The sequence below is a fragment of the Lyngbya aestuarii BL J genome (genome assembly GCF_000478195.2).
GTDB lineage: Bacteria > Cyanobacteriota > Cyanobacteriia > Cyanobacteriales > Microcoleaceae > Capilliphycus > Capilliphycus aestuarii.
Map to the genome: position 1 here is coordinate 31,881 of NZ_AUZM01000016.1, position 13,162 is coordinate 45,042.

At 41.8% G+C, this 13,162-nt stretch carries 8 protein-coding genes; 4 read left to right on the forward strand and 4 right to left on the reverse strand.

Annotated features, from left to right (window positions below; genetic code table 11):
- The first annotated feature begins 101 nt into the window (after positions 1-101).
- Positions 102-269 carry an NblA/ycf18 family protein gene (locus M595_RS09045; protein ID WP_023065847.1) on the forward strand — a complete coding sequence of 56 codons (168 nt, stop codon included), beginning with the start codon at positions 102-104 and terminating at the stop codon, positions 267-269.
- A gap of 57 nt (positions 270-326) precedes the next feature.
- Here M595_RS09045 and M595_RS09050 read toward each other — a convergent pair whose 3' ends face one another.
- From M595_RS09050 to M595_RS09065, 4 genes are all read right to left on the reverse strand, one after another.
- Positions 327-953 (reverse strand): precorrin-8X methylmutase, encoded by a 627-nt coding sequence (locus M595_RS09050; protein ID WP_023065893.1) that lies wholly within the window; start codon positions 951-953, stop codon positions 327-329.
- A gap of 266 nt (positions 954-1,219) precedes the next feature.
- Positions 1,220-2,023: a TPM domain-containing protein gene (locus M595_RS09055; protein WP_040483829.1), complete on the reverse strand. Its 804-nt coding sequence runs from the start codon at positions 2,021-2,023 to the stop codon at positions 1,220-1,222.
- Positions 2,024-2,150: 127 nt separating this feature from the next.
- Positions 2,151-7,481 (reverse strand): nSTAND1 domain-containing NTPase, encoded by a 5,331-nt coding sequence (locus tag M595_RS09060; protein ID WP_152983550.1) that lies wholly within the window; start codon positions 7,479-7,481, stop codon positions 2,151-2,153.
- Between the two features lie 343 nt (positions 7,482-7,824).
- Complete coding sequence (locus tag M595_RS09065; RefSeq protein ID WP_203419045.1) at positions 7,825-9,165, reverse strand: P-loop NTPase fold protein; 1,341 nt, start codon at positions 9,163-9,165, stop codon at positions 7,825-7,827.
- 284 nt (positions 9,166-9,449) lie between these two features.
- Between M595_RS09065 and M595_RS09070 the strand changes: the two genes are divergently transcribed.
- The 3 genes from M595_RS09070 to M595_RS09080 all read left to right on the forward strand — a co-directional run bounded on the left by M595_RS09070 (position 9,450) and on the right by M595_RS09080 (position 13,162).
- Positions 9,450-10,262: a cell division protein FtsQ/DivIB gene (locus M595_RS09070; protein WP_040483846.1), complete on the forward strand. Its 813-nt coding sequence runs from the start codon at positions 9,450-9,452 to the stop codon at positions 10,260-10,262.
- A gap of 199 nt (positions 10,263-10,461) precedes the next feature.
- A complete protein-coding gene (gene ftsZ / locus M595_RS09075; protein ID WP_023065873.1) occupies positions 10,462-11,748 on the forward strand; it encodes a cell division protein FtsZ in 1,287 nt (428 codons plus the stop codon).
- Positions 11,749-11,932: 184 nt separating this feature from the next.
- Positions 11,933-13,162: an RNA-guided endonuclease InsQ/TnpB family protein gene (locus M595_RS09080; protein ID WP_023065917.1), complete on the forward strand. Its 1,230-nt coding sequence runs from the start codon at positions 11,933-11,935 to the stop codon at positions 13,160-13,162.

Below are 13,162 nucleotides of genomic sequence, written 5' to 3' on the forward strand. Positions count from 1 at the left end.
CGTTTCATGTGAAAAAACGACTGATAGCCGGAGAAGATGCTCGTATAAATTAGAGGTATCTGGGGTGGTCAACTTCCTGTTAAGTCATCGGAGGAAACACAATGGAAACACCTGGAACTCTCAGTTTAGAGCAGCAATTCAAGTTAGAAGTTCTGCAAAAAGAAGTGAAACGCTTAACCCAAGAACAAGCTCAAGCCTACCTGATGGAACTGATGCGTCAGAATATGGTGAAGGATAACTTACTCAAGCATTGGATAAAAAAGTCTTAATCACCCACTTGTTGCAGAGGGGGCGCAAACCCCAGCGCCCTTAAATTTTAAAAAAAACTAATTCACATTCACCTCACGACCGTAGGCTTGCCAAGCCAAATCGACCAAACCATTCACAATTGCAACAGAGACCACCGCACTGCCTTTGCGGCCATCAATCCGAATATGAGGCACCATTGAGTCATGTAAACGAGATTTCGCCACATCCGCCCCCACAAAACCCGAAGGCGTTGCAATCACTAAAGCGGGTTTAATTTCTTCAGCCTCAATCAAATCAACCAAAGCCGAAAGCGCCGTTTGTTCTTGACCAATCACAAAAATAGCTTCGGGATAACGTCGAGCTAAAGTTTGAATTCCCCAAGCGGTGCGGGTTTTTTCCCGTTGGGGTCGAGTCACCGCTTCCATCGAACAATAAACAGGATTAGCAAAAGTCGCTAAAATCTGGGGACTAATCCCCACCTGCACCATCGGTACATCCACAACAATCGTTGTCCGGGCGGCTAAGGCGGCGGCTCCGGCTTGTAAAGCTTGATCAGAAAAGCGAACGAGGGACTTGTACTCAAAATCAGCAGTCGCGTAAATGACCCGACGGACAATCTCATACTCGGCTGGAGAAAAAACGTGATCACCAATTTCGTGATCAATAATCCCTAGACTTTGGGCATCGGTAATGTGCCATTCCATCATGATCTTCCGCTATTATCCGTCTGTGAATCGGTGCATTACCCCCGAACCGAAAAAATCTGAGCCAGGTATGGTCTGTTTACAGGAGTTCGGGATGGGAATTGAGTGCAGCAACGATTCTATATATTAGATAAGTTTATCAGGCAAAATGTAGAGTCGCTCACTTTCGAGGGATTGAATTTAGACTTGCCTAAAATCAAACAGGATCGAGAGTTTCGTCAATTCCCAATCCTGTAGTCAAATCAGTTAGATTGTTGAATTTAAAATTAGCTTTCAGAAGTCGAAGGCTGATTGAACGCAGGAGTCAAATAAGCTGCCAAAACACCAATCAGAAATGCGGCGATATTACGAACTAATGGCACCCAATCCGAAGTCCGAGAGACAACCGGGCCGATCCCAAAGGCAATAAATAAGATTCCCCATAACGGAGAAAAAATCAAAGCCCACTGCCAAGCCACAATTTGTCCGGGTTTACGAGGAATCGCCGCAATACCACAAATCACTCCCCCCAAAGCAGAAGTAATCAGAGTTAAAATCCACTGTTCACGGGGAAGTCCCGGTACAACTCGACAACCCCCTTGAACTAAGCAAGATTTAACCGCATCTAAAGATTGAATGATGGATTGATCCTCGCCATTATCTCGTACAAAGTATTGGTTTCCATAACGGGTTTGCAGTTCCACCCAAAACGTCCGAGAAAGCAAAGCATAGAGGTCACGACCGACGTTAAAATTGAGGATATTTCCGCCTCGTTGGTCAGCAACCAGCAAAACACTTTTATCATCGAGTCCCCAATAGCCCTTAACTGCACGACCTGGAGTGCGATCAAATTGAGTCAGAACTCTGAGTTTCCAGCCCGTCTCCGACTCAAATTGTTGAATTTCTGAGGCGATCAATTGTTCTTGAGTATCGGTGAGAATTTCTGCTAAGTCAATGATCGGAGTTTGAATTTTGGGAAGTAACTCAGGATTATCATAAGCCTGAGCAGCCGGGGCGATCATCCAAGTCGATAAGCTTAGACAACACGCAACGATAGAGACCAGGAGCCGACGAAGCCATATCTGTTTCATGGGATTTTCTATCAAGGTTTAAATTGTCAAGGATAAAGGATTTTGTTAACCCGCAGATAATCGAAATCTTATATTTCTTTACAATTGTTAACTTTAGCATAGAATTTTGGACAGTAGGGGCAATTCATCAATTCCCGCTACCCGGAAATTCTTCTCTCTTTTCAGTTAACTGACACAAACTCCGATCTTCATTGCTGATATAGGGATTGTACTTAAGATAATCACCCACCCATTGACAAGCCCGTTCCATCAGATCATCAAGATCCAAATTCCATAAAATCACCGTCTGATCTCGACTCGCCGAGGCTAACACCCGACTATCGGGACTAAAACTAATACTCATCACACCATCTTGATGACCCAGTAACGTTTTGAGTAAAGTCCCATTGTGGCGACTCCACAGCTTCACATACCCGTCATAACTCGCTGAAGCAATCAGCTGACCATTGGGACTAAAAACTACACTTGTAACACTATCACTCGAACCTTTTAATAATGTTTCCAACAAAATCCCGTCACGACTCCAAAGCTTCACTGTATTGTCATAACCGGCTGAAGCAATCGTATGACCATCGGGACTAAAACTCACCCCCAACACATAGGCGTTATGGGCGATAATCGTTTTCAACAATCTTCCCTGTAAATTCCACAACTTCACCGTACCGTCATCACTCGCCGAAGCAATCATTCGACCATCAGGACTAAAACTCACACTATTAACCCATCCCTGATGACCCACAAACGTTTGGAGTAAACGACCTTCTGAAGTCCACAGTTTAACCGTTTTATCCTTGCTTCCCGTCACAATAAACTGACTATTTGGACTGAAACTCACACTCATCAAACTATCACTATGCGCCGTCCAAGTCTTCACGGTTGAGAAGCGATGAAAAACTGAAGCCTCAGACTGAATAGGAGATTGATCAAAGTCTAGACTTCCTCTCAGTGGAAAATAAAAGGATCGAAAATAAAGCTGTTCTCGCAATGGTGTATGAGTCCAGAGAAAATGATCTTGTTGTTGAACTTTTTTGGGATGAGGAGTCATCCGCCACAGTTTTACTTTTTTGTCATAACTCGCCGTTGCTAACAGTTGACCATCGGGACTAAAACTAATCGCTGAAACCCGATCTTGATATCCTTTTAAGGTTTGTAGTAAAGTTCCGGAACGACTCCACAGTTTGACGGTTTGATCTTGAGAGGCAGAAGCCAAGATTTGACCATCGGGACTAAAACTAACACCTAAAACGCGATCCTGGTGTCCTTCTAATAGTTTCAGTGGAATATCTTCAATCCGCCACAATTTTACTTTTTTGTCATAACTCGAAGAAGCCAAAATTTTACCATCCGGTGAAAAACTCACATTCGTCACCTGATCTCCATGTCCTTCAAAAGTTATCAAAAGTTCTCCATCTCGACTCCAAAGTTTAACGGTTTTATCTCCACTTGCTGTTGCGAGCATTTGACTGTCTGGAGAAAACTCAACACCATAAATGAGCTGTTCATGTCCCCGTAAAATTTTCAGTAAACGGCCTTGACGATTCCATAATTTAATCGTTCGATCTGAACCGACAGTCGCGATTAATTCACCATCGGGTGAAAAGGTCACAGTATAAACTTTCGACTCATCAGAACTACTATGACGCAGTGTTTTAAGGCGTCTTCCTCTCGGGGTTAATAATCGGGCAGTGCCATCATTTCCTGCGGTGGCAATCACATCACCTTTGGGGCTAAAACTCACCCAATTTAAAGGAGAATTATGAGCAGTTATTGTTCTGAGTAGCTGTCCTTCTAAATCCCACAATTTTACCGTTTTGTCTTCGGAAGCCGAAGCAATAATTTGACCATCCGGTGAGAAAGACACACTAGAAACAATATCGCCATGACCTCTGAGTGTAATGGGAATGGCAGCCATTTGAGTATCTTGACCCAACGTCCACAATTTTACAGTTTGATCCTGGGAAGATGAGGCAATCATCTGAGCATTTGGACTAAAGCTTACACTGGTAATACTTTTTTGATGACCTTTCAAAGTATTGAGAAGTTTCCCTTTCGGAGTCCAGAGTTTAATTACTTTATCTACACTACCCGAAGCAATAATATTCCCATCTGGACTAAAGCTAACATCCCAAACCACTTCGTTGTGTCCTTCTAAACGGTTGAATTCGTGAATTCCATAAACCGCTTGTTGTAGGGTTGCTGCAATTGAAATTTCGGTGTTTTGTAAGTCAAAGTTAATCAGGCTTAATTGTTTGAGTTGTCGCAAGCGTTTGGCTGCTCTTAAACTTTCCATAATAGCATCAAACTTTTGATGAGAAAAGAATAAGGCATCGGAAGCGGATGTTAAAGTCGCAATATTAGCAAGTTGTTTTTGTTTATAAGCAATTTTTACAGTGAAAGCAAGTCCGACTGCGGTAATAATGGCTAATCCTAATAATTGTTTTAAAACTCGGTTGCGATGAATCAACTGCTGTTGACTCATTTTTTGCAATGCAGCTTCTGCTTCTTTTTTCGCCACTTGGGCTTGTCTGAGTCGTCGATGAATTTCAGTCCGACGTTGTTGTTCTTTGATGGCGTAGCGTTGACGAATGGGTAAGACTAAATAATCATGTAAAAGTTGATAGCGATTTTCGGGTAGAGAAGCTTCACGAATACAGGTTTTTTCTCGTTGACGTAATAATAAACCCGATTCTAAAATGACATCAATAAATGATACAGGTTGTTCTAAATCTTTGGAGAGATCTAATTTATTGTGGGAATGAATAGCTGTAATTAACTCTCGGCGAGTTTTGATCGGACGAGTAAATTTTTCATCGGTTAAAGCAAATAAAACATCCCAAGCTGCATCTTCATTTTCTTTTCCACAATCTTCGATCACTTGCTCAATAGAATGTTTGATTAGTTCTGCTTTGGGATTTTTTCCCAGTTGTTTATATTGGGTAAGGGTGGTAATTCCCTGTTCTCCTTCTTCTTGAAGCTGCGCTCCTACCACTTGTAATTCAATGGGACGAACTTCACCTTGTTCATCTGCTAAATCTTGAACTAAAGCATCAATTAAAGCTGGTTCTAATTCAAATTTTGCTCGCTGAGTTAAACGTTCAATTACAGCTTTTGCTTCACTTTTAGAAAAGTCTTTTAAGTGATAACGAATTTTTTTATCTAGAATGTTATTATTAATTGCATCTAACTTCACCAAGTTCTCACATTCTAAAAGATAATGAAGATAATCTTCTCTCAATGAAAATACAACTTTTACAAAAGGTAGATCTAAACAAATCCTCAAAAATTGAGAAAAAGCACAAATTTCTGATCTAGAATTCACAAAGAAAAATTCTTCAAACTGATCGAATACCAGTACAGTTAGTAAATTTATTTCTCCATTTTTATGAAGGGTTTTTAAGACAAATGAATTTGGATTGAGTAAAAAATTAGAGGGATAATTTTTTGTTTTTTTCCAGGATTTATAAGCGGCTTGAGTGATCACCTTGTCCCATTGTTTTTTAACATCATCTTGTGGTTTTCTATGATAAATACTTTCTTGGGCTAAGATTGCTTTTGTCAAAGATTGTTCAATTTCTTTTGACCAATGGGTATAGCTACGAATCACCACAGGTAAAACATGACGAGCGCTCAAGTTAATATTCGTTAACGCGGGAACTAATCCGGCATTCACTAATGAGCTTTTTCCTACTCCTGAACGTCCATGAATAATAACCAGTTTATGATCGTCTCTGCCCAATCTTTGCAAAAGGTTATGAATATCTTTTTGCCGACAAGATGCGACAATTTCTTCAGCCATCATCATCTGAGTTTCAACCTTTAAACTCGAAGGATTAACAACCTGTTTAGTCGGCTGAAGTTGATGAGCGCCAATAAATGCTCTAAACCCATATTGATGCTCAATCTCTCGTTGTTTTTTCTTGATTCTAAATGCTTTTAAATATTGACATTGTTCGTAGTAAATTGAACGTAACTCTGCTAATATATTAATATATAAATGAGGATCATATTCGGGTTCTGTTCCCGCTTGAGCCTGTTCTAAGCCCTCAACCGCCTCATCCCATCGTCCTAGATGTTTGGTACTTCGAGCTAACAGCAAAAGATATACACTACGACTCGAAACAGGTTCAGATGTCGGTAAAATAGTTAACGCCAGTCGAGTCAGTTGATCCGCTTTTAACCATTGAGAATGTTGTAAACTAACTTCTGCCATAAACCCATAATCTTTCGCAAGCTGACGAGGTGTACCATAGGTGAGGTGCATTTTTAATACTCGTTGGGCGAAGGTTTGCAACTCATCCCACTTTTGCAGACGTTGTAATAGTTCCCCCATATAAGACATCACACCTGCTACTAAATCAGGTCGTCCAGCTTGTTCAAATACTTGCTGACATTGTTCTAAACTAACTTGTGCTTTCTCCAATAATGTTTGACTTAAACCCGGATTTCGCGCGGCTTGTAAACGGTAAGTTAAAGCAATATAAAACAACACAATTCCCTGATATTTAATCAGAGATTGTTGCTCATCTAAATCACTAAAATCAGGATGAATTTGCTGATTTTCTGGAATAGAATTGATATCTATAGAATCTTCGACGATGACTTCCCATTTAATCAATTGAGGATCACAAATCTGATTTTTTTCCTCTGGGCAACTCCTATCATAGTGAAGCAATGCTATAAAGCTTTTTTGGTAATGAATTCGAGCAATATCACTTTGGTCACTTGCATCTCGGTCTTGGCCCCAAATAAACTCCCGACAGGCTTCTAAAGTTGGTTCCAACTCATAACCCCGATGTTGTAAGTCTCGCCAAGTTGATTCTAGTTCGCGCCGACGTCGAGAACCGATAGAAAAATCATAGTCCTGCTGGGGAAATTGGTAAAAAGAAATCGAATATTGAGTGGCAAGTTCCCCTTCTTTTATTTTCAGTTCAGCGCAGGAGAAAAGAATATTTGCTTGCTGTTGGAGATATTCAATCAGTTCACAGGTTGCGAGTTCAAATTTCAGGGTTGCTGCTGCCCAACTTTTGAAATCTGGGGCTAATCGAATTAATTTAGTTGCGACTTCATCGGTAATCCACAAAATCAATGGAAAAGTAAAGTTTTTCCGAAATTCATCTCGAACTTGATTGGTAGAATTGAGTAAATGATCAAGAGAAGCAACTGTTTCTAACCCTAAAACCATTAAGGCAGTCGGAGGTTCATTTTGAATCGCTGAATATAAAGTTGTGTAAAGAGTTTCAACTGATTCTGGCAAGGTTAATTCTTGAATCGGAATCGGGGATTTTTGTTGTAATTGTTGGATTAGTTTGAGTTGGAGACTGGAATAGTTACAGCGCACTAAAACAAGAGAAAATTGTCCTTGAGATAAAGCGATTGACCGCACCAATCGAGTTAATAATTTATCATTATGGGTGGCAGTTTGTTCGGAGGTATATAGAGTATCCATAGGATGAGCCATTTTGCTCAAAATCATTGTAAAAGTTGACCCTGAGTTCAGTTTATTTGATCTCAGCAGAAATTAGACCGAAAAAATAAGATCTTAAGCTTCTTCGGATGACTCCTGTTCTTATACACAAGATTGGTTACATCTTCTGCTTTTTGATCCAATCAATTGAACACATTTATCCTCAACATCAATAAACTGAAAGCTCTATCTAATGTTAAAGAAAGTATTAATCAAATTTAATTGGTATGTTTTGTACTTTGTCAAGCTTAGACTTGAATTCAGGATTTAAGACAATTTAGACTAACCTGCTTACCTGCTTACACAACAACCAACTCAAACAAAACCCATAGAGAGACTATCCCATTAAAGACTGATTTAGCTCTAAAGTACCCTTTTTAAATTGTCGAGTTTCCTCTAAAGCGGGATTGATCCCAAACCAACGACCATCACCATCACGATATTCAAAAACAAACATACTCCGAAGTAAAGTTTGACATTCTTCTTCTCCCCGAACGTGTTGATGATTGACGACTTGTACCAGCAATTTCCACTCATCTTCAGTAATTGCACCTAAGAGATCATCACGATATTCACGAATCACATTGTCGAGACAATCGCGAGTAAAAGGCGGATCAGCTTGTTGTAAACAGCTATACATCAACATCAACAACCGTCGCATATGACCCCCACTAATTCGACATAAGCGATCTAGCGTTTCTCGAGTGTCAAATAATTCTGGGATTAACTCAAAACGTTGTTCAGATGGAATTTTTGGAAAAGCCCTCGCTAAAACCATTTCTCGCAACATTGCCATTCCTTTAGAATAATCTTCACCTTGACGAGTTTTAACTGGAATCATCGGCAGAACTTTGGGTTTGACTCCAAATCGACTGGACAATCTTCCATAATCGTTAGAGAACATTAAAGTGAGAGGAATGGTATAAACCACATGGCAATTGAGTCGTTTGAGTTGTTCGCCCCGATCAACAAACAGATATTCCGGTTGAGTTCGCCCCCAAGGTTTAGGAGAGTTATCCACCCGATCAAGGTTATCGATAATCACAACTAAGCCTTTTTTTCCTTTTGCTTTTAATGCCGTGTTAGCCCGTTCGAGGAGTTCTTTATTAATTGCATCAAGAATACTACTGACTCGCGGTTCGAGATATTGTCTGAGTTGAGAGCGTAATTTTGGGGAATCTTTGGTGCGAGCGCTTAATTTAGCAAATCCAACTGATAGTTCCGCTTCTCCAGAGAGTTCTAAGGGAGTTTGCAAAAAGTCTGAAATTTCAGAGAACAGGTTGCCAAAGTATCCAGCTTTGATCCGAATTTGAGCGCCTTCGAGATTTTCGCTGACTTGATGAGCGATTGCCAGTAAAATATCACTAATATCGACATCAGCCATGTCTAAATCTTGGGAAGACTCAAAATAAACGACATGGTATCCTTGGTGTTCTAAGGTATCTTTAAGTCGAAATAGCTCAGTCGATTTGCCACAACCGATGTGTCCTGAAAACAGTTGGCAAGTCGGTTCATCCCCAGAGAGTAACGTAATGGTGCGGCAGAGTTCTCGAACCAAATCGCTACCCCGAACTGAGGAAAAATCGATATAATACTGCCGATCCTCAGGATTTGCCATATCAATGGTTTTACTCGGATTGCAGGCTTTGTAAAATTGAATTAAATCTAAGCTCACCACAGCAGACTCTCTTGTGTGACAATTCTTTACTCAAAAGTATAGATTGACACTTGGCTCGGTGGGGTGTGGACTCAAACAGAACAGGAGAGTCGAACCGACTAGGTGATATTACTGAAGGGTTAACCCCACTGGTGGTATTAATTGATATACCCTCGTCAGTGGTCAGTAGTTTGAGTCCAAATCTGAATGTTGAGCGAATCAATCTCTAAATGATTGATCCCCAATCTTTTCTCCGCTCATTATATAAATGTGAACAAACCCAATCGTCGCGACAAGAAAGACTTATGACGAATATTGTATCTGTTTCTTCTCGGGATCTCGGAAATCGGCGTCAGCAATTGCGTCGTCAGCGTCGTCTACGTTTAGTACAAATTCTTTGGCAAGCTCTAGCCGTTAGTGGTTTAACTGGAGGTGTTTTTTGGGCTGTTAACCAGCCGATTTGGTTTATTAATCAGCCTGAACAAGTCAGCATTGAAGGCAATCAATTACTCTCTGATCGACGAATTCGCGCTTTACTTCCCTTATCCTATCCTCAATCCCTTTGGGAAATTCAACCTCAAGCGTTAGCAAAGACCTTAGAATCTCAAGGCCAAATTGCCAAAGCCAGCGTCAGCCGACAGTTGTTTCCCCCTCAGTTAACGATTAAAGTCCAAGAACGACGTCCAGTGGCGATCGCTCAACCAAGTCCGACTTTAACTCGACGTTCTGAAGCCTCGCAAGTGGGTTGGCTTGATGCGAATGGGGGTTGGATTCCGTTAGAAAGCTATGCTAAGTTAGAGCGATCGCGACAGTTGCCCCGCTTGAAGGTGATTGGCAACCCAGAGCAGTACCGTCCGCATTGGAAACAAATGTATGAAACCTTGAGTCGCTCTCCAGTGGTGGTTGATGAAATTAACTGGCAAGATCCAGCCAATTTAATGATCACCACCGAAATAGGAGTTGTACATCTCGGTGCTTATAGTCCTTTGTTTGCTCAACAGCTTCGTGTTTTGGATCAGATGAGAAATTTACCGGAACGAGTCGATTTAGCCCTAGTGGACTATATTGATTTACAGAATCCAGATCACCCAGTCATTCAGATGTTGCCAGAACCCTAAAACTTTGCTATTGTGCCGACTATCGCGATCAAGATACCTAAACCCCTCGATTGATTGTGCTTGTCGCCCTCTGGTTCAAGTCCGTTGCGTAAACTGATTGCATCTTGAATTCCTCTTGGTTTAGATCGCAACTTACTTTATAGTTGAGTTTGAGTTGCGTCCTTTATTGAAACGTTATTCACTACCCCTATCGATTAAAATGGATTCTAAGAGTAACCTGGGGTCTACCCAAAGGAATAATAATAATAACCAAGCTGATCAGAAAGCCAATCTCTGGTTAGCGGCGGAATCAGCAAATCCATTCCGCAAAAACGAGCGTATGGTAAACCCCAATAACGAAAGTAATTCTATGCCTCACGAAGAGTCTTGGAGTACCGATATCATACCAAGCAACGCAGCGAAGATCAAAGTCATTGGTGTGGGCGGCAGTGGGGGAAATGCGGTCAATCGCATGATTGAGAGTGAGGTATCGGGTGTAGAGTTTTGGGCGGTCAATACAGATGCCCAAGCCTTGGCTCAGTCAAAAGCACTGAAACGTTTACAAGTCGGACAAAAGTTAACCCGAGGACTAGGAGCGGGGGGTAATCCGGCGATTGGACAAAAAGCCGCAGAAGAATCTCGTGATGAAATTGCCCATTCTTTAGAAGGGGCCGATTTAGTGTTTATTACAGCCGGATTAGGCGGGGGAACTGGAACAGGGGGCGCTCCGGTTGTGGCTGAAGTCGCCAAAGAAGTGGGTGCATTAACAATTGGTGTGGTGACACGACCTTTTACTTTTGAAGGGCGACGACGCATTTCTCAAGCCGATGAAGGGGTCGCTGCTTTACAAAGTCGGGTTGATACGCTGATTATTATTCCTAATAATAAGCTGTTATCGGTGATTAACGAACAAACGCCGGTTCAGGAAGCTTTTCGCTATGCCGATGATGTCTTGCGTCAGGGTGTACAAGGGATATCTGATATTATTACTATTCCCGGCTTAGTGAATGTTGACTTTGCCGATGTTCGGGCGGTGATGGCAGATGCGGGTTCAGCTTTGCTTGGAATTGGTTTAGGTTCGGGTAAATCAAGGGCGAGAGAAGCGGCAATGGGAGCGATTTCGTCTCCGTTACTGGAATCTTCTATTGATGGGGCGAAAGGGGTTGTCTTTAATATTACAGGCGGAACTGACTTAACGCTTCATGAGGTGAATGCGGCAGCCGAGGCGATTTATGAAGTGGTTGATCCCAATGCCAATATTATCTTTGGGGCGGTGATTGATGAACGGCTACAGGGAGAAATTAAAATTACGGTGATTGCGACTGGATTTTCGGGTGAAAAACAACAAAGCATTCCTAGCACTCGAGAAACCACGCCCCAACCCCGGAATGCACCGCCGCCTTCACCTCTGGGTCAACAACCGTCAAAAGATCCTGCTGAACAACAATCCCAACAGCCAGGACTTGATATTCCGGACTTCCTCAGACAACGGCGTCCTCGACGTTAGTCGAGTCAGTATTCGCGTATAGGGCAAATTCACCTTTTTCGGCGAGTTGGAAGCCTACACTGAAAGCGAAGTGTCAGTGTGTGGAGGAAAACTATGTGCTTCGCACAGGCGAGGAGCGAACGCATAGGGTTTATCATTATGTTACTATATCATACGGTGAGTTTTTGATGTCGTGAAACAACTTATGACCTTAGCTGTGCGAATTGAACCGACCGCAGAACAGCAGAAATTGCTGGACGATACTGTGGTCGCGTTTGCGTCAGCCTGTAATTGGATTAACGACAACGTGAACTCAAACCTGACCAACCGAAACTCAATACAAGCCGTCTGCTATAGCGAGGTTAAATCTCAATTTGGGTTAACAGCTAATCATGTAGTTAGAGCTTGTGCGAGAGTTGGTGCAAATCGATTAACTGCAAAACAAAAAAGACGCAAGGTAACAGGATTTAAACCAACCAGTTTTGACTGTGATGCCAGAACATTTCGGATTATTGAAGACGGCTATCTAGTCAGCCTCAGCACAACAGGTAAACGAGTTAAAGTTCCGATGCGAGTAAGTAATTACCATATCGGAAAACTCAAAAACCAAAATCCGACTTCGGCTCAAGTTTGTAAGCATAAAGATGGTAACTTTTATCTCCATATTCAACTAAAATTTGAAGCACCAAAACCGAGAAAAACTCAAAATGTTATTGGTGTTGACTTTGGAAGACGGGATATAGCAGTAACTTCAACAGGTCAATCTTGGTCGGGGAAAGATATCAACAATACTAGAGACAAATATACCAGGACTAGAGCTTCCCTTCAAAAGAAAGCGTCTCAAGGTAAGTCCGCGTCGCCTAGGGTTTCCCCAGGCGTTTATGCCGGACGCACAAGGTCAACTCGGCGTAGATGCCGAGAAATCTTGAAACGGCTATCGGGACGTGAGAGAAGATACCAAACCTGGTTAAATCATCAGATTTCGAGTTCAATCATCACAGAAGCAGTTAGCACAAATTCAATTGTTGCTATCGAAGACTTGACCGGAATAAGGGATAGAACAAATAATCAGCCCAGGAAAAAAACAGAGGGTAGACGTTCTAATTCCTGGAGTTTTTATCAGTTAAGAACCTGCCTTGAATATCAAGGCATTAAAGAGGGTGTAAATGTCATTGCAATTCCACCTGCTTATACCAGTCAAACCTGTCATAAGTGCCTGTATATTCATCCAGTCAAAGGTCAATCTTATCGAAACAATAAAACCTTTAAATGTGGTAATTGTGGCAAGAGTTGCGATGCAGATTTTAAGGGGTCAAAAATGATTAAATTATGGGGTGCAAGTGTAACCGCACCTAGAGGTTCGGAATTCTTGTCTTGTGCAGTAGTTCTAGGGCTACCGAAAGCCCACGTTGAAAGGCATAGCCAGTGTGGGTAG